This is a genomic window from Microbacterium candidum (genome assembly GCF_030315975.1).
GTDB lineage: Bacteria > Actinomycetota > Actinomycetes > Actinomycetales > Microbacteriaceae > Microbacterium > Microbacterium candidum.
The window spans coordinates 782,920-805,782 of record NZ_JASXSZ010000001.1 but is presented as its reverse complement, the minus strand read 5'-3'; the positions used below and the strand labels follow the sequence as shown (position 1 = coordinate 805,782).

Genomic DNA, 22,863 nt, shown 5'->3' with positions numbered 1-22,863 from the left:
GAAAGCCGGGAGGACTAGGTCAGGACGGCGGTGAGCCGTGCGATCGAGTCGACGATGAGATCGCTGAATCGCTCGTGGTCGAGCCGCATGGCGATGTGCGTGCGGAAGTCGGTCTGACCGAGTGCGCTGCCGTTCGAGTGGTGCATCCCCGGGGTGTCGGCGAAGTTCACCACGGTGGTGCCCCTCGTCCACTCGCCGCGCAGTTCGACCCGCACGTCCGCCGTCGCGGTCGTGAAGACGGCCGGGTCGATGAGCGCCGCGACGCAGCAGGCGTCATGGATCGGCGGGTGGTCGAACTCGTACTGCCTCTTGTAGGTGCTGCCGACGAAGTCCCACACCGCGAGCGCGAACTCGCTGATCGGTCCGCCCACGGCGCGCACCCGGTCCTGCAGCTCCGCGGACGCGAGCGCCTGATGGGTGAGATCGAGCCCGACCATCGTGACGTCCCAGTCTGCGCGGAACACGGCCTCGGCCGCCTCGGGGTCGACGTAGATGTTGAACTCGGCGCCCGGCGTCGCATTGCCGCGCGTGTACGCCCCGCCCATCACGACGACGGACTGCACGCGCTCGATGATGCGCGGCTCGAGCCGCATCGCGAGGGCGATGTTCGTGAAGGGGCCGACCGGCACGATGCTCACCGTGTGGGGCTCGTGCGCCATCACGGTGTCGACGATGAACTGCGCCGCATGGCGCGCATCCAGGTCGAAGGCCGGCGGCGGCAGGTAGGGCCCGTCCAGGCCGGTCTCGCCGTGGATGTCCTCCGCCACCATCTGCGGTTCGACGAGCGGCACCGACGCACCCCGGGCGACGGGGACGGTGATGCCCGCGACCGCGCACACCGCGAGGGCATTGCGGGTGACCTTCTCGATCGTCTGGTTGCCTGCGACGGTCGTGATCCCCAGCAGCTCGATGTCCGGGTTGCCGGCCGCGAGCAGGATCGCGATCGCGTCGTCGTGGCCGGGGTCGCAGTCGAGGATGATCTTCTGCACCACGTCACACCCCCACGGATGCGAGGGCCTTCCTCGCCCTCGCCTTGTACGCGGAACGGACCCGCAGAGCCGCGAGCACGAGCGCGATGATCGTGATCACATACGGCGTCGTCAGCGCGAGCGAGGAGTTCACTCCTGCCAGTGCGAGCCGGTCGGCCAGGGCGTCCGCCGCGCCGAAGATGAGACACGCGAGCATCGTGAAGTACGGCCTGCCGAGTCCGAAGGTGAGGGCCGCGACGGCGATGAAGCCTCGGGATGCCGTCATGCCCGCCGTGAACGAGCCGACCGTGGACATCGCCAGCTGCGCGCCTGCGATGCCGCAGAAGGCCCCGGAGAGCAGGATCGAGATGAACTTGACCCGCGTGACGTTGATGCCGGCGGCCCGGGCCGCGGACTCGTCCTCGCCCACGGCGCGCAGGTGCACGCCGTACGGGGTTCGGTAGAGCACGTACGAGTACACCGGCACGAGGAGGAACGCGAGCCAGACGAGCAGGGTCTGGTCGTTGAGCATCGGCCCGATGATCGGGGTGTACGCGAGCGCGCCCAGATCGATCTTCGGCAGGATCGCCTTGATGTTGCCGGGAGTGACGCCCGCGTTCCCGAACATCACGGTGAGCAGCAGCACCGTGACTCCCGCCGCGAGCAGGTTTATGCCGATGCCGACCACGATGAAATCCGCCTTGAACGTCAGCGTCGCCAAGGCGAACACCAGCGCGAGGATCAGCGCGGCGGCGATGGCGCCGATGATGCCGATGAACGGGTTGGTGACGGCCCCGACCACGATGGCGGCGAACGCGCCGACGAGCATCATGCCCTCGAGGCCGATGTTCAGGATGCTTCCCATCTGGGTGAACGCGCCGCCGATCGCCGCGAGCAGCAGCGGGGCCGTCTTGGTCAGGATGACGGCGAGCGTCGCGATCGTGAAGACCTGCGCGAAGATGCCGTTCACTGTGCGACTCCCTTGTTCATCTCTGCCTTGTCGAGCTGGACGGGTTCGGTCGGCTGTCGCCGCTTGCCGCGTTTGCGGTTGAAGATGAAGGTGGCCGTGATCGTGATGATGATGAGGCCCTGGAGGACGTTGACGATCGGGAACGGAACGCCCGCGGTCTGCAGACCGGTCGTTCCGGCCATCATCGTCGCGTAGAACAGCGCGGCCACGAGGGACGCCCAGGGGTTCAGCCGGGCCAGCAGCGCGACGGTGATCGCGAGGAATCCGAAGCCGGGCGAGAACGCCTGCAGGAAGCGGCCGCCGTTGGGCCCGATGATGTACAGCGCGCCGGCGATGCCGGCGGCGGCGCCTGAGACCATCAGCACCTGCATCGACATCGACTTCACCGACACGCCGGTGTACTCGGCGAACCGGTTCATCTCACCCAGCTGCTTCACCTTCAGACCCCACGGGGTGCGCATCAGCACGAGGCCGAGGAGGACCGCCACGATGAGTGCCAGGATGAGGTCGGGTCCGATCCCGTACTCGGGGTTGAACATGTTCAGGTTGTACGCTTCGTCGATCTTCGGGGAGGCTGCGGCGCCGGCGGTCTTGTCTTGGAACGGCCCGGTCACGAAGAAGTTCGTGATGAGCATCGCGACCGTGGACAGCAGGAGCGTCGTCACCACGATGTCGACGCGCCAGAACGCATACAGCGCACCGGGGATCAGGCTCCACAGGGCGCCGGCGATCGTGCCGACGATGAGGATGAGCGCGATGCCGACGATGGGCGGCAGCCCGTGGAACGTGAACCCCACCCAGGCGCCGAAGAACGCGCCGAAGTACAGCGACCCCTCTCCCGCGATGCTGAAGAAGCCCGCTCGGAAGGAGATGATCGTGCCCGCCGACATGATCGACAGCGGGATGAACATCGCGATGATCGTGCCGATGCCGTAGGGGGTGCTCCAGCCGGACGCGAACAGCTGCACGTACGCCGTGATCGGATTCTGCCCGATCAGCAGGATGATGACGGCGCCGATCGCGAGCGCGACGAGCACCGCGACCACCGGCTGGACGGCTCCGCGCAGCGCCTTCGTGGCGAAGTCGGCGAAGACCGCGGTGCGTTCGGTCTCCTTTGTCGCGCGAGCCACGGCCTCCGTGTCCAGGGGGGCGAGGATGGATGTCGTGTCGACGGCATCCACCTCCGCGACCTGCGCCACCTCGGCGGACTCGCCCTCGGCGAGGGTCGCACCGGTCGCCTCGAGCTCGGCGGCCACGCGTTCGCGCTCGGCCTCCGCTTCGGCGAGGGCCTCGGCGGTCGGCACGACCCCGGCCATCGCGAGCCCGACCGCGACCTCGCTCATCGTCTCCTGGGTGAACTCGGCGATGATCTGACCGCGATACATGACGAGGAGCCGGTCGGAGAGGCTCATCACCTCGTTCAGATCGGCGGAGAACAGCAGCACGCCGGCGCCCGCATCGCGCGCCTTGACGATCGAGTTGTGCACGAACTCCATCGCACCGACGTCGACGCCGCGGGTCGGCTGCGACACCATCAGCAGCTTGGGGTCGGACTCGAACTCGCGCGCGATGATGACCTTCTGCATGTTGCCGCCGGACAGGGTGCCGATGGGCGTGTCCGGCCGCGCGCCACGGACGTCGAACTTCGTGATCAGCCCCTGGGCGTACGTCCGCATGGCCTTCACGGAGAGCCAGCCGGCCTTCGCGATCGGCGGGTCGAGGTGCGTCGCAGCGATGTTCTCCGCGATCGTCAGCGTGGGACCCGCGCCCTCGTCCTGACGGTCCTCCGAGATGTAGGCGAGCCCCTTGCTGCGGCGCTCCGCGACGGGCGCCGAGGTGACGTCCTGATCGCCCAGGGTCACTCGCCCGCGGGGTGGGAGATACATACCGGCGATGGATGCGGCGAGCTCGGACTGGCCGTTGCCCTCCACGCCCGCGATCCCCACGATCTCACCGCTGCGCACCGAGAGGGAGAGGTTGTTGACCGCGATCGCTCCGCGCTGATCGACCGCGTAGACGCCCTCGACGGCCAGCACCTCCGCCTGCGGGTCCGGAGGGGTGTGCATGATGCGCAGCAGCACCTCGCGGCCGACCATCATCGTCGCGATGTCGGTCTGGGTGAGGCCCTGCGCCGGACGGGTGTCGACGACCTCGCCGTCGCGGATGACCGTGACGACGTCGGCGATCGAGAGCACCTCACCGAGTTTGTGGGAGATGAACAGCACCGCACAGCCCCGCTCCGCGAGCTGGCGGACCACCACGAACATCTCGTCCGTCTCCGCCGGAGTGAGCACGGCGGTCGGCTCGTCGAGGATGAGCACACGTGTGTCGTGGGAGAGGGCCTTGATGATCTCGACGCGTTGGCGCTCGCCGACCGAGAGGTCCTGCACCTTGTCCTTCGGGTTGATCTTCAGCCCGAAGGTCTCGGAGAGCTCGCCGACCCGCTGCTCCATCGCACGCTGGTCGAGCTTGCCGAATCCGTTCGCCTTCTCCTTGCCGAGGAAGATGTTGGCCGCGACCGTCAGGGAGGGCACGAGCTTGAAGTGCTGGTGCACCATGCCGATGCCGAGCGCATCAGCCTTCGTGGGGTCGGAGAGGATGACGGATTGTCCGTCGAACATGATCTCGCCCGCGGTGGGCTGGAGGTTGCCCGAGATCATGTTCATGAGCGTCGTCTTGCCTGCACCGTTCTCGCCGACGATCGCGTGGACGCGGCCGGGTCGGATCTCGAGCGAGATGTCATTGTTGGCGATCTTGTCGCCGAACGCCTTTGTGATGTGGCGGAGTTCGAGGATCGTGCTGTCCATGCGAGCTGCCTTCCGGGACGGACAGAGGAGGGGAAGCGAAGCGAGGAGAGGGCCCGCGCGGTGGGGGCGGGCTGCCGCCCCCACCGCGAGATCCCGAGGTTCCGGGGGCTCAGCCCTCGGCGGTCGGAACCGTGATCTTGCCGTCGATGACCTGCTGCTTGAGGTCATCGATCTTCTTGACGATCGCGTCCGGCACGAGGTTCCCGTTGTTGTCGAAGTCGAGACCGACGCCGTCGTTGGCGAGGCCGTACGAGGTGGTCTTGCCGTACGCCAGCTTGCCGGCGTCCGCGGCCTTCACCGCGAGCACGATCGACGCCCCGACGTGCTTGAGCATCGAGGCGAGCACGTGACCCGGCTGCAGCGCGTTCTGGTTCTGGTCGACGCCGATCGCGTACTTGTCGGCGTCCTTGGCCGCCTGCAGCACGCCGATGCCGGAGCCTCCGGCGACCTGGAACACGACATCCGCGCCGTTCGCGTACATCGCCTTGGCCTGGTCGTAGCCCTTTGCAGAGTCCGAGAAGGAGCCCACGTAGCTGGTCTCGACCTTGATGCTCGGGTCCACCGCCTTGACACCCGCCTTGAAGCCGGCGACGAAGTCGTTGATCACGGGGATGTCCATGCCGCCGACGAGACCCACGGTCTTGCTGCCCGACGAGAGGGGGAAGCTCGCCTTGTCGGTCGTCGCCATGGCGGCGAGGACACCGGCGAGGAAGGAGCCCTCGTTCTGCTTGTAGGTGATCGAGGCGACGTTCGGCGCATCGACGACGGTGTCGAAGATGATGTACTTCTGGTTCGGGAACTTCTTCGCCGTGGCCGTCATGATGTCCGTCATCTGCGACGTTCCGGCGACCGCGATGTTCCACGTGCCCGTCGAGATCGACTCGAGGTTCGACTTCCACTGCGCCGGGTTGTTGGCATCCGCCTGCAGCGTCTGGGTCTTGTGCCCGTCCGACTTGAGCTGATCCATGCCGCGCTGCGCGTCGTCGAAGAAGCCCTGGTCGCCCAGCGCGCCGTTGACGGCGAGCGCCACGGTGGCCTTGCCCCCGTTGGACCCGCTCGACGACGGCGTGGACCCGCCGCTGCAGGCGCTCAAGGCGAGCGCGAGTGCTGCTGTGACGGCGAGGACGCCGTAGTGCCGCTTGTTCATTTCACTCCTCAGCTGAGATTGGTGTTTGGGTTTTCTGTTGTGGTGCATGGAGCCCGTCGTGGGCGCGACCGCAAGGTCGCCCTCAGGTCGCCGCGAGCGGCAGACAGCCGCAGGACTCACGGATCTCCAGCCGCGTGGGCAGGATCCGTGGTTCCGTGTCGACCTGATCCGGGTTGTCGATCAGCTCGACCATGAGCTCCACGACCGTTTTGGAGAGGTCGCGGAACGGCTGAGCCACCGTGGTCAGCCGAGGACTGATGTACTCGCCGAGGCGGATGCCGTCGAAGCCGACGACCGACACGTCCTTCCCGGCCGTTCGGCCGGAATCCGCGATCGCGCGCAGGGCGCCCACAGCCTGGAGGTCGGACCCCACGAAGAGCGCGTCGATCCGCGGCTCGCGTCGCAGCAGTTCCCGCGTGGCTTCCCATCCACCCTCCGCCGAGAAGTCGACGAAGGCGAGCAGGTCGCGGTCGACGTCGATATCGGCATCGCGCAGGGCCTGCTCCCAGCCCGCAGCGCGCGCCTGGGCGGGTGACATGTCGCCGTGGCCCGAGATGCAGGCGAACGTCGTGCGTCCGTGGCCGATGAGGTGTTCGGTCGCCGTGCGGGCGCCGACTTCGTTGTCGACGACGACGGCGGGCAGCGCCGATTCGCGGCTGACTCGGTCGGTCGACACGACCGGGACGGCTGCGGCGACGAGCTCGTCGAATCCGTGCGAGAAGTCGTTGCTCGGGCACACGATGACCCCGTCGACCTGGCGGTCGAGGAACGTCCGCACATACGTCATCTCGCGTTCGACCACGTCGTCGCCGTTGCCGAGCAGCACCGTGAAGCCGGCGGCGAACGCGGCGTCCTCGATCGCCGACGAGAGCTCGGCGAAGTACGGGTTCGACGAATCGGGGAGCAGCAGCCCGAGCGTGTGCGAGCGCGAGGTCGCGAGGCTGCGCGCCAGCGCGTTCGGTCGGTAGCCCAGCTCCGCGATCGCGGCGAGCACGCGGGCACGGGTCTCGGCGCCGACGGCGTGCGAGCCGTTCGTGACGTACGAGACGACGGCGGGGCTCACGCCCGCAAGTCGCGCGACATCTGCTCGTCCAGCCACAGACCCACTCCATCGTGATGCGTGTGTTACTCGGGTTTCGTTACCCGCGTTTCGTTACGCGGGTAACGTCGTGGCACACAGCCTGGGTCGCCGACATGGGGACTGTCAATCGCTCGTTACCGAATCGTGACATCCGATGATCGTCAGCGCAGAGCCAGGTCGTCCTCCAGCGCGTCCAGCTCATCCGCGAACGCCGCGCGCAGCTGCATCCGCTCCGACTCGTCCAGCCACGAGGCATCCACCCCGTCCAGGCACATCCGCCGCATGCGGTCGAGATCGAGATCCAGTTCGAGTCCGGCGATCCGGTACTCCTGCGCGAGGGTCGTCGGGAACATCCCGGGATCGTCCGACGACAGCGTCACGGTGAGACCGCTCCGCACCATCTCGGCGATGCTCGCTCGCCGCCACGGCCGCCACGATCGCCGCGACGTGGTGAAGATGCACGTGAACGGCACGCCCTCGTCGCGGCAGCGCGCCACGACGGCATCGTCCTCGAGCACGAAATAGCCGTGATCGATCCGGTCGCACTCGAGCAGATCGAGGCACGTGACCGTGTTGGCCGCGGTCGGGGCGTGCTCCGACGAGTGCGCGGTGCGCTTCAGGCCCGACCGCTTGGCGAGCCGGTAGGCGTCGGCGAAGCGCTCCGGCGGACCGGCGGTCTCGAGGTTGTCCAGGCCGATGCCGACGACCTCGTCGCGACGGTGCTCGACGACCTCCTCGACCACCGCCAGCGCCTCCGCGCCCGACCGGCTGCGGTCGATCGCGGCGATCAGCCGCGATCGGATGCCGAAGTCGGTCTCAGCCGCCCGCATCCCGTCGATGTAGGCGTCGAGGATGTCGGCGTACCGGAACGGCCAGACCTTCGGATCAACCGGATCGATGAACAGCTCCGCGTACCGCGTCGCGCTCTTGTCGTGCGCATCCGCGAGCGCCTCGTACGCGATGCGCGAGAAGTCCTCCAGGCGCGTGAGACTGCGCTTGACCCAGTCGGAGACCTGGAACAGCGAGTACGACGGATCCGGTTCGTCCGCTGCCGGCCCTTGGGGAACGGGGATGCGGGTGTTCGCGTAGAGCGCGGCATCGACCGGTTTCGAGTTGACCCGGGCGTAGATGTCGAGCGGGTCGGCGGGGAGGTCGAGCCCTGCCCGGCGGGCCAGGTCGGCGAACGTGGTCGCCCGCACGGTCCCGATCAGGTGGCAGTGCAGCTCCACCTTCGGCATGCGGTCGAGGTACTGCCCGTACAGTTCGCGGTCCATCGGATCACCTCTCTCTTCGCGTTCCCGATCTCCCTCGCGCCGTGCCGACGGGTCCGTCGTCTCGGGTGGTCGACCCGCGCACGACGAGGGTCGGTGCGAGCAGGCTCCGTCGCACGGGCGAGTCGTCGCCGCGCATCCGGGCCAGGAGGAAGCCGATGGCGTCCGCGGCGATGGCATCCACCGGCTGCGCGACCGTCGTCAAGCCCGGCGAGAAGATCTCCGCGAAGGGGATGCCGTCGAACCCGGTGACGAGCACATCGCGCGGGATGACGACGCCGTGCTCCCGCAACCGTGCGACCAGGCCGAAGGCGATGAGGTCGGATGCCGTCACGACGGCGTCCGGCAGCGCCCCCCGCCCGACGAGCTCGTCGGCTGCCGCCGCGCCGCTCGCGACGCTGAACTCCCCGCGGATCGGCGCATATGCCTCAAACGGCATGCGGTCGATCAGCCCGCTGAACGCCTCGAACCGCTCCACTCCGTTCGACGTGACGTCATCGGCACCGACGTACGTGAGGGTGCGGGCGCCGCGATCGCCCACGTGCTCCAGCGCAAGGCGCATCCCCACCTGGTTGTCGACGCCGACGGCGTCCGTCGCGGAGCCCTCGGAGGTCCGGTCGACCTGCACGACCGGGGACCCGGCGCCGGCGAGCGCAGGACCGGAGCGTCGGCGGTCCGACGGAACGGCCAGAATGCCGTCGACGCGCCGGTCATCGAAGACCGCGAGCCGGCGCGCCTCCTCGGCGAGCTCTCCGTGCGAGTCGGCGAGGAGAAGTTCGAAGCCCTCCTCATGGAGACGCTGCTCGACGGCGTCGACGAGCTGTGCGAAGAAGGGATTGCCGATGACCGGCACGATCATGCCGACGATGCGCGTCGAGCCTGCCCGCAGCGCACGGGCGATGGGATCCACGCGATAACCGAGCTCAGCCGCCGCCCGCCGCACGGTCGCGACGGTCTGGGCCGAGACGCGGCCCGTGCCGGCGAGCGCGCGCGATGCGGTGGCCAAAGACACCCCGGCGGCCTCGGCGACCGCATGAAGGGTGACATCGCGCGGCATCGTTCTCTCGCTCCTCCCGCGCCGCACCGGCTGCGCGGCTCCCCCAGCGTACGACTTCGCGCCGCGCGGAACGAAGCCCTTGACAGGGTCAGACGCACAGTGGTGCAATCGTTTCCGCAAACTTTTCTCACACAGGAGGACTTGTGGCAACGCCCATCATCATCGACTGCGACCCCGGCCACGACGACGTGTTCGCCATCTGGCTCGCCGCCGCGAACCCTGCGATCGACCTGCTCGCGATCACCACCGTCGGCGGCAACGGGCTGCTCGAGCACACGACGCTGAACACACGGATCGCCTGCACCGTCGCCGGCATCGACGGCATCCCGATCGCTGCCGGCGCGGCCGGCCCGATCGAGGGCCGGCTGCGCCCCGCGGACTGGATCCACGGGGCCAACGCCCTGGGCGGACCCGTGCTCCCCGAGCCCACCGTGCCGCTCGACGAGCGCTCCGCGCAGGAACTCATCCGCGACGTCCTGCTGGCCTCGCCGGAGCCGGTCACGATCGTCGCCACCGGACCGCTGACCAACGTCGCGATCCTCCTGCGGGATCAGCCCGATCTGCAGGACCGGATCGCAGCCGTGGTCTGGATGGGCGGATCGACCGCCCGGGGCAACGCGACGCCCTACGCGGAATTCAACGCGTGGACCGACCCCGAAGCGATCCAGATCACGCTCGATTCCGGCGTCGACTTCACGATGGTGGGCCTGAACATCTCGCACCAGGCGCTCATCACCCGCGACGTGCGCGACCGCATCGCCGCCATAGGCACGGAGACGGCGAGCTTCGGCGTCGAGCTGCTCGAGTTCTTCTGCTCCACGTACCTGAAGGCCGAGAACATGCCGGACGGCCCGCTGCACGATCCCATCACGGTGGCGATGCTCATCGACCCTGCCGTCGCGACGACGGTGCGCACGCGCATCGACGCCGAGCTCACGGGAACCGAGACCCGTGGCGCCACGTGCGTCGACCTGATCGACATCCTCGGACGTCCGCACAACGCGACGGTCGCCATGGAGCTCGACGTGGACCGCTTCTGGGCGTTGATCGACGATGCGGTGCGAACGCTGCGGTGACTCCGCGCTCAGTCCGCCGGCGCGGCGAGGATCGCACCGGGGATCATCGGCTGCGGCAGGCTGATCTCCTCGGCCTCCGCCGCCGACCCGAGACGGCGCAGCCAGGCGCGCCCCGACGCGCCGGCGGTGTCGGCGGGCTCGAGCACGAGCGCGGACAGCCGGTATCCGGCGTCGAGGTACTCGCGCAGCTGCGAGAACACGAACCGCAGGGACGCGGCATCCTCCCGCGCCATGCGGCGGCGACCGGCGGCATCGCTGGATTCGGCGAGGCGGTAGCCGGCCACGGGCAGCTGGTAGAGCCCGTGGCCGTGCTCCGCCGCCCACCGCACGAGGGCGCGTGCCCGGTCGAGGGTTCCGGGCTCCGCACCGGGCAGAGGATTCAGGAGGCCGTGCCCGACCAGCACGAGCGAGTACTCCCGCAGATCATCGTCGGACGGCGTCATGACAGCCCCGGCCGCACCGGGATGCGGTCGCCCGCGAGGAACACCGCGCGGCGATGATCGGCACTCGCACGCTGGGCCGCAGTGGGCGTCGCCGCCCCGTCGGGATACACGCGTCTCGAGCGCGGATCTCCGAAGACCGTGGCGGGGTCGTCCGGGCGGAATGCGGCATCCGCCGTCTTCGGGACCTGCCAGTGCGTCTCGATGACGATTCCGGCCGCCTCGGCCGCGGCGAGGATGTCGGTGATCCAGTTGCCCGTGTCGGGATCGCACGAGGGGCTCCCCTGGACGTGCATCCCTCCGACGATCCGGTACCCCGCATCCTGATACCGCCGGAGCTGCCGGATGACGGGATCGAGGATCTCCCGATTGCTGCGGTGGAAGTCTTCCGTGTTGTAGCCGTCGAACGTGTCGCGGTCCCGCAGCGGCCCCCGCGCGCGGAACTCCGGGCAGGGGAGCTGATAGATGCCCCATCCCTGCTCGAGCGCCCAACTCGCCGCGTCGAAGAGCACACCCGAACTGCGCGCGAGGGGCTGGACGACGGCGTTCTGGTTGAGGATACAGTGCGACACGAGCAGGATGCAGGGCCGCGATTCCGTGGCGGGCACAGCGCCATTGTCGCATCCGGACACGGCGCGCGAACCGAATGTAGCGTGAGGTGACGCGTCGTCTGCGACGCCGTCCGACGAAGGAGACGAGCATGAGCTCACAGGTGCTGAGGGACGTCGCCGTCTGGGACGGAGAGAGGTACCGCGGATTCGGAGCCCTCACGTGGCAGGACGGCCGCATCGCCGAGGTACACATCGAGGACGGCGTGGACGCCCCCGATGATGCGCTCTCGGTGATCCCCGGCCTCGTCGACACCCACGTGCATCTCGAGGGGTATGCCGGCACCGGATCGGTCGATTGGATGACGTGGCCGATCATCACACCGGCGCCCGAGCGTGCGCTCCACGTGCTCGCCCACGCGCGCCGCGCCGCCGCCTCCGGAGTGACGACGCTGCGCGACCTCGCAGGGTCGGAGGTGCAGCTGGGGGTCGCCCGCGGGCTCGACGCGGGGCTCGTGCCCGGGCCGCGCGTGCTGGTGAACGGCCCGGTCGGAATGACCGCCGGGCATGGGGATCTGTTCACTCCGCCGCACTACCCGCATCGGCCGCCGGTCGCCGACTCGCCCGACGAGTGCCGCAAGCTCGTGCGGCAATGGGCGAGAGCCGGCGTCGACGGGATCAAGATCTTCACGAGCGGCGGCGTGCTCTCGATGGGTGACCGAGTCGGCTGGCGCAACCAGACGCCGCAGGAGATCGCGGCCACGGTCGATGAGGCGCACGCGCTCGGCATGCTCGTCGCCGCCCACACGCACACCGCCGAGGGCGTCGACATCGCGCTCGAGTTCGGGGTCGACTCGATCGAGCACGGCACGGGCATCCAGGAGCGGCACTGGGACGCCCTGCGGGAGCGCGACATCCCGGTCGCGCCGACGCTGATGATCAACGACGTCATCGCGCAGCGGCGGGTGCCTGTGAGCGACGAGGCGGCGCACAAGGCGCAGGCCGTCGTCGCGGAGCGCGATGCGCACTTCGCGGCTGCCGCGGAAGCCGGTGTCCGCTTCGTCCTCGGCACCGACGCGAACGGCGTCTTCGTGCGGTTCGGCGACCAGCTCGAGGAGCTGCGGCTCATGCGGCGCGCCTTCGGGTGGACATCGGAGCGGACCCTCATCGCAGGCACCTCCGACGCGGCGGACGCGATCCGGCTGACGACGACGACCGGGCGGCTGGAGGCGGGGCTCGCGGCGGACTTCGTGGTCGTGCGCGGCCGTCCGTGGGTCGAGCTCGGCGACCTGACCGACGACAGCATCGTCGCCGTCGTCGCCCGTGGCGAGCTGGTCAGCGGCAGCCTGCCTTCCTGATCGCGCTGGATCGACCGGCCGGCCGCCGTCCGACCGCGTGCGCCCCGCCTAGCGGGCGAGGATCTCGACCGCCATCTCGCGCATCTCCACCTTGCGCACCTTGCCGGTGACCGTCATCGGGAACGACTCGACGATGTGCACGTAGCGCGGGATCTTGAAGTGCGCGAGCTTCCCGGTCGCGTACTCGCGGACGGCCTCCGCCGTGAGCGGCTCGGCGCCCGGACGCATGACGATCCACGCCATGACCTCCTCGCCGTAGCGGTCGTCGGGCACGCCGATCACCTGGACGTCGCCGATGTCCGGGTGCCGGTAGAGGAACTCCTCGATCTCGCGGGGATAGATGTTCTCACCGCCGCGCAGGATCATGTCCTTCGTCCGGCCGACGATGTTGAGCCGCCCGTTCTCGTCCATCGTCGCGATGTCGCCGGTGTGCATCCACCGTCCTGCGTCGATCGCCTCCGCGGTCTTCTCCGGGTCGTCCCAGTAGCCGAGCATCACGGAGTATCCGCGCGTGCAGAACTCGCCCGGCACGCCGCGCGGCACGACGAGCCCCTCCTCGTCGACGATCTTGACCTCGACGAAGGGCATGACGCGGCCGATCGTCTGCGTCCGGGCGGCGACGTCGTCGTCGCGCGCGGTCATGGTGGAGACCGGCGACGTCTCGGTCATCCCGTAGCAGATGGCCACTTCGGGCATGTGCATCAGCTCCATGACGCGCTCCATGACCTCAACCGGGCAGGGCGAGCCGGCCATGATCCCGGTGCGCAGCGACGTCAGGTCGAACTCCGCGAACCGCGGGTGCGCGAGCTCCGCGATGAACATCGTGGGCACGCCGTACAGGGACGTGCAGCGCTCGTGATGGACCGCCTCGAGCGTCTTCTCCGCGTCGAAGACCGGCGCGGGCAGCACGACGCAGGCGCCGTGCACATGGGCGCCGAGCACCCCCATCACCATCCCGAAGCAGTGGTATAACGGCACCGGCACGCACACACGGTCCTCCGGCGTGTAGCCGGCGCCCACGCCGACGAAGTAGCCGTTGTTGAGGATGTTGTGGTGCGACAGGGTCGCCCCCTTCGGGAACCCCGTCGTCCCGGACGTGTACTGGATGTTGATCGCCTGGTCGAACGTGAGCCCCGCCGCACAGTCGTCGAGCGCGGCAGGATCCGCCGTCCTCCCCTGCTCGAGCAGGCCGCCCCATTGCGGCGTGCCGATGAAGACGACGTCCTCGAATCCGACCTCGGCGAGCATCCCGGCGTAGTCGGTCGTGCGGAAGGTCGTCGCACTGACCATGAGCCGCATCCCGGACTGCCGGATGACGTACTCGACCTCGCTCGTCCGGTACGCGGGGTTGACGTTCACGAGGATCGCCCCGATCCGCGCGGTGGCGTACTGCGTGAAGATCCACTCCGCGCAGTTCGGAGACCAGATGCCGACACGGTCGCCCTTCTGCACGCCGAGGGCGAGGAGGCCGAGCGCGAGCCGGTCGACCTGCTCGCGCAGCTGGGTGAAGGTCCACCGGCGTCCGGTGGCCGATTCGACGAGGGCTTCGCGGTCGGGATGCCGGTGCACGGCGGCATCCAGCATCTCTCCGATGGTCATGCCGAGGAGGGGTATGTCCGACGGGCCGGACGCGTACGACACGTGTGCTTCATTGCGCATGTGCACATGATGCGTCCGATGGATGCGGCGCACCAGACCCTCTGTTCGGTCAGTGCGTTTCGACTCGCGACGCTCGCTCTACGACCCGCGACAGCTACCTGCGGGTCGCCCCGCGAGGGAGGATCGACCGAGACGAAACGGAGCGGCCGACCGGGCTACAGCGGGCGGACCGTCAGGATCTGCTGGACCGTGCCGATCGGGCCGGTGACGTCGTGCAGCACGCTGTCGGTGAGGCCGAGACCGGCGGGCCCGACCGTCACCGTCGTGTCGAATCCGATCCACTCCCCCTGCGGCTGGGCCACGAGGTGGCATGTGAGGTCGACGTTCGGGAAGGCAACCTCCGACGGCGCGAGTCGCGGAGTCACGCCGTTCGCCGTGTCGACGAGTCCGAGGAGGCGCGCGGTGGGGCTCACGGGCTCGTCCGCCAGGAGAGGGATGCGGGGCCGCATCCACGTCCATGCGCGGCCGGGCTCGACCTGCCGGCGGTGCATGTCGACGGACCTGACGTACTGTCCCGGCCAGATCTCCCCCGCCGACCATGGCTCGAGCTGCTCCCGGTCGGGCATCGCGGGCAGCGAGCTGCCGGCGAGCGCCGCCGTGTCGGCGACCTGCATGAGCCAGGCGCGGGCGATCACCGCGGCCCGGCCGTCGTGGCTGAGCACGGCCTCGACGAGTTCGATCGTGCGGCCGGGGCGCAGCATCCTGACCTCGATGTCGACCTGGTCGATCGGCATCGTGCCGAGGATGTCGAAGGAGATCCGCCCGAGCTGCAGGTCGCTCCCCCGGCGGGCGTGGTGATCCTGCTCGATCACGTGCGCGATGAGCCCGAGCGCCGGCGCGATGTGCTGCTCCTCGACGCTCCACGCTCCCTCGACCGCGGGCGTGGCGTGGAAGGAGGACGCGTCGATGCGCTCGAAGTAGGCGTTCACCTCCGCATCCTACGTCCGAGCGTCACACCGCGCCCGGCTCGCGCTTCGCCTCGTCTCCGACCGTCGAGCCGCGCACGATGAGCTCAGGCATGAGCCGCTGCGAGGCGACCTGATGTCCTGCGATCAGATCCAGCAGCGTCTCGAGCGCCACACGGCCCATCTGATGCATCGGAGACCGCACGGTCGTCAGCGAGATCGTGATCGACTCCGCCAGCGGTGTGTCGTTGTAGCCCACGAGCGCGACGTCCTCCGGGATGCGGAGACCTTTGTCGCGCAGCACGCCCATGGCGCCGATGGCCGCGAAGTCGTTCGTCGCGAACACGGCGTCGGGATACGGCTCGGCAGCGAAGATCCTCTCGGCGGCCGCGCGCCCGGCCGCCGCGTCGAACCCGTTCTGGATGATCCATCGATCGGGGATGTCGAAGCCTGCCGCGCGGACCTCGTCGACCAGACCACGGGTGCGCTCCAGACCTGTCGAGGCGAACGGAAGCCCCGCTATCACAGCGATCTTGGTCCGGCCGAGTTCCAGCAGATGGCGGGCGACGAGTCGACCGCCTTCGAGGTCGTCGCACGTCACGGCGAGGTGATCGCCGCTGCGGCGCGAGGTCAGGACGAACGGGATCTCCTGCGCCTCGAGCTCATCCAGGAAGGGATCGCCATAGTGCGCGTCGCCGAAGATGAGACCGTCGACGCGACGATCGAGCATGCTCTGCGTGCGCGTCCGCTGCAGGGCCGGATCGTCCATAGAGTTCGTGACGAAGGTCGAGACCCCGTGTTCTGCGGCGGCCTCATCGATCCCTTCGTAGATCGTGGCGAGCACGAAGTCCTGGAGTCGCGGGACGAGGACGCCGATCAGGTTCGACCTCGCGGTTCGCAGGCTCGCGGCGTGGGGATTGCGCCGGTAGCCGCCCTCTTTCGCGGCCTCCAGAATCGCCGCGATCGTCTCGGGCGATGCCCACCGCTCGGGCTGGGCCTCGTCTTGATTGAGCACACGAGACACCGTCGTGACGCTCACTCCGACCCGCTCGGCGATCATGCGCTGCGTCATGGGGCGACGTACCGTCATCGCTCCTCCTCATGTGCCTCCTCAGACTAAGGGATCTCGCAGCCCTCGAAGGGCAGCCCTCGCGGAAGGTCGCATTTTCCCTCAATCGTTCTCCTCAATCGATCGCGTCAATCGATTGACGTAAACGATTGAGTGGTGCACACTGAGGGTCGGGTCACGGCTCACAGCGAGCTCGGATCCGCAATCCAGGAAGGTCGCAATGGCGCACATCGTTGTCCTCGCCACCGGCGGAACCATCTCCTCGCGGAGTGGTGCGGCCGGGTCGGTGGCCACTGACGGCGCCGTGGCGCTGCTTGGCGCCGCCCTCGACTCATCGCAGGCATCGACGGTCGAGGCCGTGGACGTCCTCCGCAAGAACTCGTTCAACATCACACTGGCCGACGTGCGAACGCTCGCCGAAGCCATCCGCACACAGCTCGATCGAGCTGATGTCGACGGCGTGGTGGTCACGCATGGCACCGACACGGTCGAGGAGTGCGCCTTCCTCGTCGACCTCGTCCACGATGATCCTCGCCCCGTCGTCTTCACGGGCGCCCAACTCAGCGCCGACCGCCCCGACAGCGACGGCCCCGCGAACCTTCGGGATGCCATCGCTGTGGCATCCGCTCCGGCCGCTCGCTCGCTCGGTGTCCTGCTGACCTTCGCGGGCCGGATCTTCGGCTCACGGGGCGTCCAGAAGGCCGACACGCTCGCGCCCGACCCCTTCTCCTCGCGCGATGGCGGCCCGATCGGCCGAGTGATCTGCGGCGTCGTCCATCTGACGGCGCGCCCCGCACGTACCTCCGTGCTGCCGATGCCGGGACCGACGTTCGGCGACGTCCCGGTCGAGATCCTCCACTGTCATCTCGGGTCGGGAGATCACGCGTTCCGTCGAGCGGTGGAATCCGGCGCCCGCGGAATCGTCCTGGCCGGCACGGGGGCCGGCAACCTGAACACGGATCTGGTCGCCGCGGTCGCCGACGCCGTCGCGGCCGGAGTCGTCGTTGCGCTCGGTACCCGGGTCTCCCAGGGGCCGGTCGTGCCCTTGTACGGCGGCGGCGGCGCCGTCGACGCGCTCGCCGCCGGTGCCGTCTCGCTCGGAACGCTCTCGTGCGTGCAGGGAAGGATCCTGCTGGCACTCCTGCTCGAACACCACACCCCGAGAAGAGCAGCAGAGCTCCTGTCGGAGTACTGCGCAGCGGTCTGACCGCATCCACCCCCACAGAAAGGAAGCAATCATGGCGAAAGAGATCTTCGTGTCATTCGGCATCGACGTCGATGCCGTCGGAGGATGGCTCGGCTCCTACGGCGGAGAGAATTCTCCCGGGGACATCTCCCGTGGCATCTTCGCCGGCGAGGTCGGAGTCCCTCGGCTGGCCGAGCTGATGCGCCGCAATGAGCTGCCGGCGACCTGGTTCTGGCCTGGCCACTCCATCGAGACGTTCCCGCAGCAGTTCGACCAGGTCGTCGATGCCGGGTTCGAGATCGGCGTGCATGGTTACAGCCACGAGAATCCGATCGCCATGTCTCGTCAGCAGGAGTCGGACATCCTCGATCACTGCATCGATCTCATCGAGCGCCGAGCCGGACGCCGCCCGAGCGGATACGTGGCCCCCTGGTGGGAGTTCTCCCCAGTGACGAACGAACTGCTCGTGGAACGCGGCATCCGCTACGACCACTCCCTCATGCACCGCGACTTCGTCCCCTACTACGTGCGCGTCGGCGACAGCTGGACCAACATCGACTATGACCGTCCCGCGGCGGAGTGGATGAAGCCGCTGGTGCGGGGCCGGGAGACCGACCTCGTCGAGATCCCGGCGAGCTGGTACCTGGACGACCTGCCCCCGATGATGTTCATCAAGTCGAGCCCGAACAGCCATGGCTTCGTGAACCCCCGGCACCTCGAAGAGATGTGGCGCGACCAGTTCGACTGGGTGTATCGCGAGATGGACTACGGGGTCTTCACTTTCACCGTCCACCCGGATGTCTCGGGGCGCCCCCAGGTGCTCCTGATGCTGGAACGCCTCATCGAGCACATCAACAAGCACTCCGGTGTGCGGTGGGCGACTTTCGACGAGATCGCCCAGGACTTCCAGACCCGGTTCCCGCGCACCGCCTGACGGAGCGCGCGTGGGCCGCCGCGGAGACGGCGGCCCGCATCCCCTTTCGCATCCCCTCGACCGAGCCTTCACCCGAACGACCGAGCTAATGACACAAAGGAGTCATCATGAGCACGACATCTGAACGAGACGCGACGGGCATGCGCACCGTCGGCGTGAAAGAGACGAGGCGGGCGACGTCGATCGCCTTCTTCGCGTGGGCGATCGCCGTCTACGACTTCATCATGTTCGGCACCCTGCTGCCGGATATCGCGAAGAGCTTCGGCTGGGACACCAGCTATGCACTCCTCATCTCGACGTTGGTGAGCGTCGGAACGTTCATCGTCGTGATCTTCGTCGGTCCGCTCGTCGATCGACTCGGCCGACGCAAGGGAATGATCATCTCCGTCACCGGGACGGCTTTGTCATCAGCGGCGACGGCGCTGACGATGTCCGGCGCATATCTCGTCGGCGTCCGCTCCATCAGCGGTCTCGGCCTCGCCGAGCAGTCGATCAACGCCACGTACCTGAACGAGCTCTACGAGCGCACCGAGGACGAGAAGATCAAGCGCAACCAAGGCTTCGTCTACTCGATGGTGCAGACCGGCTGGCCTCTCGGCGCGATGCTTGCGGCAGGCTTCGTCGCGATCATCATCGCGATCTTCGGTGTCGACAGCTGGCGGATCGCCTTCCTCCTCGCGACCATCCCGGCGCTCATCGTCGCGCTCATCTGCCGTCGCCTGCGCGAGAGCCCCCAGTTCGAGGCCCAGCACCGGGTGCGCCTCCTCCGCAAGAGCGGCGATGCCGAGGGCGCAGCCGCGCTGGCACGAGCACTGGGTCTCGACGAGCACTCCGCCGCGCCGCTCAAGCGCATCTTCCAGGGCAAGCACCTGCGGAACACCTTGGTGCTCTCAGCCGCCTGGCTCGTGAACTGGTTCGGCATCCAGACGTTCTCCGTGCTCGGCACCACTGTGCTGCAGACAGGAAAGGGCATCGAGGCCTCCAACGCACTGATCCTGGTCGTCATCTCGAACATCGTCGCCGCGCTCGGCTACCTGACCCACGGTTGGCTCGGGGACCGCATCGGGCGCAAGAAGGTCATCGTCGGCGGGTGGATCCTCGGCGGAATCTGCTTCGGTGCCCTCATGCTCGGGCCGAGCCAGCCCGTCTTCGTCCTCGTGACCTACATGGCGGGTCTGTTCTTCCTGCTCGGCCCGTACGCGGCGATCATGTTCTTCCAGGCCGAGTGCTTCGACGTCGACTGCCGTGCGACGGGCAGCACCTTCATCGGCGCGATGAGCCAGCCGGGCGCGATCATCGGCGGATTCATCCTCACCGCGATGACGGCCGCCGCGATCCCGTTCGCGACCGCGGCTCTCTGGGTGGGGGCGATCGGCACGCTCGTCTCCGGTTTCATCATGCTCGCCGCCCGCTCCGTGACACCCAAGACCGCCGGCGTTCCGGTCGCCGAAGCCCTGGAGGGTGCCGGCTCATGACGGGCGCATCGGTCTCTATCATCAGCGGAGGAGCCTCCGGAATCGGGCGCGCGACCGCAGAGCGGCTCGCCGCGCGTGGCGACCGGGTGGTCATCGGGCGGTTCCCGGGAGATCCGCACGATGCCGGCCTCACACTCGAGCGGGTTCATGCCGTAGGCGGTGAGGGCCTCGTCGTCGATCTCGATGTGAGCCGCACCGACTCTGTCGAGCAGTTCGTCGAGGAGGCGGTACGCGCTTTCGGCCGGGTCGATCACGTGATCGCAGGCGCCGGAATCCTGCGCCGCGCTCCGTTCGAGAGCATGACGGACGCGCAGTGGGAGGAGGTCCTTCAGGTCGATCTGCACGGTGTGATGAGGATGGCGCGTGCCGCGGCGCCGCACCTCGGCCGCGGCGGTTCCATCACGGCGATCTCGTCGATCGCAGGCGGTGTCTACGGCTGGCAGGAGCATGCGCACTATGCGGCGGCGAAGGCCGGGGTCCTCGGCCTCATCCGCAGCATCGCCGTCGAATACGGCCGCCGCGGAGTCCGTGCGAATGCGATCATCCCCGGCCTCATCGAGACACCACAGTCCCTGGACGGCGTCAACTCGCTCGGCGCCGACGGGCTGCGTCAAGCCGGCGACTACATCCCGTGGGGACGAGTCGGGACGGCCGAGGAGGTGGCGTCGGTCATTGAGTTCTTCAGCTCGGATGCCTCCGCCTACGTGAGCGGCCAAGCCCTCACCGTCGACGGCGCGCTGACCGTCGCGATGCGGGATTGAGGGAGGCGGCATGACGAACAGCGGAACGCTGGCCGGCCGCACGGCACTCGTGACCGGGGCCGCGAGCGGCATCGGGCTCGGAATCGCCCGACTCTTCATCACGGAGGGAGCATCGGTCGTGCTCGCCGACCGGAACCCCGCCGTCGACGACGTCGCACGCGAGATCGGTGCCGCCGGGTCGGTGTCGTTCGACGCGACCGACGAAGAAGCCGTTGCAGCGGGCACGGCCAGGGCGGAGGAGACGCTCGGGCGCATCGACACGTTGGTGACCTCGCACGGCATCCTGACGGAGGCTCCGCTTCATGAGATGAGCCTCGCCACGTGGGACCAGACGATCGCCGTCGATCTGACGAGCGTCTTCCTGCTGAACCGAGCCGTGCTGCCGAGCATGCTCCGCCGGAGCGACGGGCGCATCATCAACGTCGCATCGCAACTGGCGATCAAGGGAGGAATAGGGCTCGCGCACTACTCTGCCGCGAAGGCCGGGGTGATCGCCCTGACCAAGTCGCTGGCGCTGGAGGTGTCGCGCAGCGGCGTGCTCGTCAACGCGATCGCCCCAGGGCCGATCGAGACGCCACTGGTCGACGGAATCAGCGAGGACTGGAAGGCAGTCAAGCGCACCGAGCTCCCGCTCGGCAGGTTCGGTCGCGTCGACGAAGTCGCGCCGACCGCGGTGCTGCTGGCATCCGATCCCGGCGGCAACCTCTATGTTGGCCAGGTACTGGGACCCAACAGCGGGGACGTGATGCCCTGATGTGCGGGGCGTGCGGAGTCTCCTTCGACGACCGGCTGACGGCCGCGTTGTCCGGCGGCTACGCACGCACAGTCGTCGCGCGGTTCGCCGACGCCCTCCCGGCCGGACTCTCGGTCTCCGCGAGTCCGGCCGGGTGGACGACGACCACGCGGGGCGGACGGGCCGCCGTGCACCGCGGGGCGACCTCGCTGGCTCGTGAGATCGCTGATGCGATGCGCCGACGCGATCCGGGACCTGACCTCACGTCGCGGATGCATGTCCTCGCAGACGCCGCTCGAGGGCACCGAGATATGCCGCCGTCCGTGGCGGGAAGCTCGCACTGCGCTGGGTGCGGGCGCCTCGTCCATCCCGATGCTCGCCATCGGTGGATCATCGAGTCCGTCGCGGAGCTCATCTGCGTCGAGCTCACCCGGGCGACGCCGGCGCCCGCGAGTGCCGCTGGAGCCTGATGTCGACCGTTGGTCACAGCGCGAGCCATGCGCGGAGGACCGATGCCACATCCTCCGGCCGTCCCTGCTCCTTGCGGTTCTGCGTCGCGGAGTGGCCGGCGCGGGCGATGCTCGCCGACTCGGCGCCGGGGAGCAGCTCGCGCAGCCGCGCGACCGCGTGGCGCAGGTATGCCGGCGACTTCTCGGCGGAGATGAGGAGCGTCTTGCCCTCGAGCATCCGGTAGCGGTCGATCCGGTCGGCGTACCGGGCGACGATCTCCATGTCGTACGGCACGTCCGCGGCGAGCTCGGCCATGGTCGCGCCCCCGACCGGCAGGGGACCCGCATCCTTCGCCATCATCTTGCGGGTGCTGGACTCGAGCATGCGCCGTGGGAAGAACCGCAGGAAACCGGGACCCATCTGCGTGCCGAGGAGGGCGGTGACCATGTAGGCGGGCACATCGCCGCGCGCGACCTCGGGCCGGAACTCGGCGAGGAAGCCGTCGAGGTCGAGCGACCCGTCGGCGACGAGCGCCGGCTCGAACAGGGCGACGGCGAGGTTCGGGTCGCGCAGCCCGAGCTCGGCGGCGATGATCCCACCGGAGCTGATGCCGAGGACAGCGCCCGCGCCCGTCGCGCGGACGACCGCTGCCATGTCGTCGACCTCGATCGCCGGGTCGTAGTCGCCGATCGCCGGGTAGGCGCCGCTGCGACCGCGTCCGCGGCGGTTCACGAGGTGCACGGTGTGCGAGCCGGCGAGGAGCCCGGCGAGCTCGCTCTGGCTGGCGGCCGACTGCATCGTGCCGTGTACGATCACGATGCCGGGGCCGGCTCCGGTGCTGAAGTACTCGATCGGCGTGCCGTCGGTCGAGGTGGTGAGGTGTGAGGTGAGGACGGACGCCGCGACATCCGTCGTTCCGGTGAAGGACATGTCGATCCCTTTCTGGAGCGAGATTTATCTTAGGTACT

Annotated in this window: 20 protein-coding genes; 7 read left to right on the top strand and 13 right to left on the bottom strand. The window is 68.6% G+C overall.

What is annotated here, in order from left to right; genetic code table 11:
* Positions 1-14: 14 nt before the first annotated feature.
* From QSV35_RS03710 to QSV35_RS03680, 7 genes are all read right to left on the bottom strand, one after another.
* Positions 15-992, bottom strand: coding sequence for a nucleoside hydrolase (locus QSV35_RS03710; protein ID WP_286286826.1), 978 nt, complete (start codon positions 990-992; stop codon positions 15-17).
* A 1-nt stretch (position 993) separates the two neighbouring features.
* A complete protein-coding gene (locus QSV35_RS03705; protein ID WP_286286824.1) occupies positions 994-1,938 on the bottom strand; it encodes an ABC transporter permease in 945 nt (314 codons plus the stop codon).
* Complete coding sequence (locus QSV35_RS03700) at positions 1,935-4,745, bottom strand: ATP-binding cassette domain-containing protein (protein WP_286286821.1); 2,811 nt, start codon at positions 4,743-4,745, stop codon at positions 1,935-1,937. Before QSV35_RS03700 ends, QSV35_RS03705 begins: the two co-directional genes overlap by 4 nt.
* Before the next feature lie 109 nt (positions 4,746-4,854).
* On the bottom strand, positions 4,855-5,892 hold the full coding sequence (locus QSV35_RS03695; protein WP_286286819.1) for a BMP family lipoprotein: 1,038 nt from the start codon (positions 5,890-5,892) through the stop codon (positions 4,855-4,857).
* Positions 5,893-5,974: 82 nt separating this feature from the next.
* Positions 5,975-6,991: a LacI family DNA-binding transcriptional regulator gene (locus QSV35_RS03690; RefSeq protein ID WP_286286817.1), complete on the bottom strand. Its 1,017-nt coding sequence runs from the start codon at positions 6,989-6,991 to the stop codon at positions 5,975-5,977.
* Positions 6,992-7,134: 143 nt separating this feature from the next.
* Positions 7,135-8,247: an adenosine deaminase family protein gene (locus QSV35_RS03685; protein ID WP_286286815.1), complete on the bottom strand. Its 1,113-nt coding sequence runs from the start codon at positions 8,245-8,247 to the stop codon at positions 7,135-7,137.
* Positions 8,248-8,251: 4 nt separating this feature from the next.
* Entirely contained in the window at positions 8,252-9,301 is a 1,050-nt protein-coding gene (locus QSV35_RS03680; protein ID WP_286286814.1) for a LacI family DNA-binding transcriptional regulator, read from the bottom strand.
* Between the two features lie 143 nt (positions 9,302-9,444).
* On the opposite strand from QSV35_RS03680, the gene QSV35_RS03675 reads away from it, so the two are divergent.
* The gene (locus QSV35_RS03675; RefSeq protein WP_286286812.1) at positions 9,445-10,377 is read left to right on the top strand and encodes a nucleoside hydrolase; all 933 of its coding nucleotides are present in this window, start codon (positions 9,445-9,447) and stop codon (positions 10,375-10,377) included.
* 8 nt (positions 10,378-10,385) lie between these two features.
* Here the strand turns inward: QSV35_RS03675 and QSV35_RS03670 are convergent, their stop codons facing one another.
* Together QSV35_RS03670 and QSV35_RS03665 are read right to left on the bottom strand one after the other, a co-directional pair.
* The gene (locus QSV35_RS03670; protein ID WP_286286811.1) at positions 10,386-10,820 is read right to left on the bottom strand and encodes a hypothetical protein; all 435 of its coding nucleotides are present in this window, start codon (positions 10,818-10,820) and stop codon (positions 10,386-10,388) included.
* Positions 10,817-11,425 (bottom strand): hypothetical protein, encoded by a 609-nt coding sequence (locus tag QSV35_RS03665; protein WP_286286808.1) that lies wholly within the window; start codon positions 11,423-11,425, stop codon positions 10,817-10,819. Before QSV35_RS03665 ends, QSV35_RS03670 begins: the two co-directional genes overlap by 4 nt.
* A 92-nt stretch (positions 11,426-11,517) precedes the next feature.
* Between QSV35_RS03665 and QSV35_RS03660 the strand changes: the two genes are divergently transcribed.
* Positions 11,518-12,723, top strand: coding sequence for a metal-dependent hydrolase family protein (locus QSV35_RS03660; protein ID WP_286286806.1), 1,206 nt, complete (start codon positions 11,518-11,520; stop codon positions 12,721-12,723).
* A 48-nt stretch (positions 12,724-12,771) separates the two neighbouring features.
* Here QSV35_RS03660 and QSV35_RS03655 read toward each other — a convergent pair whose 3' ends face one another.
* The 3 genes from QSV35_RS03655 to QSV35_RS03645 all read right to left on the bottom strand — a co-directional run bounded on the left by QSV35_RS03655 (position 12,772) and on the right by QSV35_RS03645 (position 16,377).
* Positions 12,772-14,382 (bottom strand): AMP-binding protein, encoded by a 1,611-nt coding sequence (locus tag QSV35_RS03655; protein ID WP_286286804.1) that lies wholly within the window; start codon positions 14,380-14,382, stop codon positions 12,772-12,774.
* A 155-nt stretch (positions 14,383-14,537) separates the two neighbouring features.
* A complete protein-coding gene (locus QSV35_RS03650) occupies positions 14,538-15,311 on the bottom strand; it encodes a thioesterase family protein (RefSeq protein ID WP_286286802.1) in 774 nt (257 codons plus the stop codon).
* 22 nt (positions 15,312-15,333) lie between these two features.
* Entirely contained in the window at positions 15,334-16,377 is a 1,044-nt protein-coding gene (locus QSV35_RS03645) for a LacI family DNA-binding transcriptional regulator (RefSeq protein ID WP_286286800.1), read from the bottom strand.
* 199 nt (positions 16,378-16,576) lie between these two features.
* On the opposite strand from QSV35_RS03645, the gene QSV35_RS03640 reads away from it, so the two are divergent.
* The 5 genes from QSV35_RS03640 (at position 16,577) to QSV35_RS03620 (ending at position 21,466) form a co-directional block, all read left to right on the top strand.
* Entirely contained in the window at positions 16,577-17,563 is a 987-nt protein-coding gene (locus QSV35_RS03640; protein ID WP_286286797.1) for an asparaginase, read from the top strand.
* Positions 17,564-17,594: 31 nt separating this feature from the next.
* Positions 17,595-18,476 (top strand): polysaccharide deacetylase family protein, encoded by an 882-nt coding sequence (locus tag QSV35_RS03635; protein ID WP_286286795.1) that lies wholly within the window; start codon positions 17,595-17,597, stop codon positions 18,474-18,476.
* A 107-nt stretch (positions 18,477-18,583) separates the two neighbouring features.
* Complete coding sequence (locus tag QSV35_RS03630; RefSeq protein WP_286286793.1) at positions 18,584-19,951, top strand: MFS transporter; 1,368 nt, start codon at positions 18,584-18,586, stop codon at positions 19,949-19,951.
* On the top strand, positions 19,948-20,712 hold the full coding sequence (locus QSV35_RS03625; RefSeq protein ID WP_286286791.1) for an SDR family NAD(P)-dependent oxidoreductase: 765 nt from the start codon (positions 19,948-19,950) through the stop codon (positions 20,710-20,712). Before QSV35_RS03630 ends, QSV35_RS03625 begins: the two co-directional genes overlap by 4 nt.
* Before the next feature lie 10 nt (positions 20,713-20,722).
* Positions 20,723-21,466, top strand: coding sequence for an SDR family NAD(P)-dependent oxidoreductase (locus QSV35_RS03620; protein WP_286286790.1), 744 nt, complete (start codon positions 20,723-20,725; stop codon positions 21,464-21,466).
* A gap of 462 nt (positions 21,467-21,928) precedes the next feature.
* On the opposite strand, the gene QSV35_RS03615 is transcribed toward QSV35_RS03620, so the two are convergent.
* Complete coding sequence (locus QSV35_RS03615) at positions 21,929-22,825, bottom strand: alpha/beta fold hydrolase (protein ID WP_286286788.1); 897 nt, start codon at positions 22,823-22,825, stop codon at positions 21,929-21,931.
* Positions 22,826-22,863: the final 38 nt, after the last annotated feature.

Bases quoted from the DNA above. Each gene is read 5' to 3' on its own strand.
- QSV35_RS03700 (WP_286286821.1), bottom strand. From the start codon at position 4,745: ATGGACAGCACGATCCTCGAACTCCGCCACATCACAAAGGCGTTCGGC.
- QSV35_RS03695 (WP_286286819.1), bottom strand. From the start codon at position 5,892: ATGAACAAGCGGCACTACGGCGTCCTCGCCGTCACAGCAGCACTCGCG.
- QSV35_RS03685 (WP_286286815.1), bottom strand. From the start codon at position 8,247: ATGGACCGCGAACTGTACGGGCAGTACCTCGACCGCATGCCGAAGGTG.
- QSV35_RS03680 (WP_286286814.1), bottom strand. From the start codon at position 9,301: ATGCCGCGCGATGTCACCCTTCATGCGGTCGCCGAGGCCGCCGGGGTG.
- QSV35_RS03670 (WP_286286811.1), bottom strand. From the start codon at position 10,820: ATGACGCCGTCCGACGATGATCTGCGGGAGTACTCGCTCGTGCTGGTC.
- QSV35_RS03660 (WP_286286806.1), top strand. From the start codon at position 11,518: ATGAGCTCACAGGTGCTGAGGGACGTCGCCGTCTGGGACGGAGAGAGG.
- QSV35_RS03655 (WP_286286804.1), bottom strand. From the start codon at position 14,382: ATGCGCAATGAAGCACACGTGTCGTACGCGTCCGGCCCGTCGGACATA.
- QSV35_RS03645 (WP_286286800.1), bottom strand. From the start codon at position 16,377: ATGACGGTACGTCGCCCCATGACGCAGCGCATGATCGCCGAGCGGGTC.
- QSV35_RS03640 (WP_286286797.1), top strand. From the start codon at position 16,577: ATGGCGCACATCGTTGTCCTCGCCACCGGCGGAACCATCTCCTCGCGG.
- QSV35_RS03635 (WP_286286795.1), top strand. From the start codon at position 17,595: ATGGCGAAAGAGATCTTCGTGTCATTCGGCATCGACGTCGATGCCGTC.
- QSV35_RS03630 (WP_286286793.1), top strand. From the start codon at position 18,584: ATGAGCACGACATCTGAACGAGACGCGACGGGCATGCGCACCGTCGGC.
- QSV35_RS03625 (WP_286286791.1), top strand. From the start codon at position 19,948: ATGACGGGCGCATCGGTCTCTATCATCAGCGGAGGAGCCTCCGGAATC.
- QSV35_RS03620 (WP_286286790.1), top strand. From the start codon at position 20,723: ATGACGAACAGCGGAACGCTGGCCGGCCGCACGGCACTCGTGACCGGG.
- QSV35_RS03615 (WP_286286788.1), bottom strand. From the start codon at position 22,825: ATGTCCTTCACCGGAACGACGGATGTCGCGGCGTCCGTCCTCACCTCA.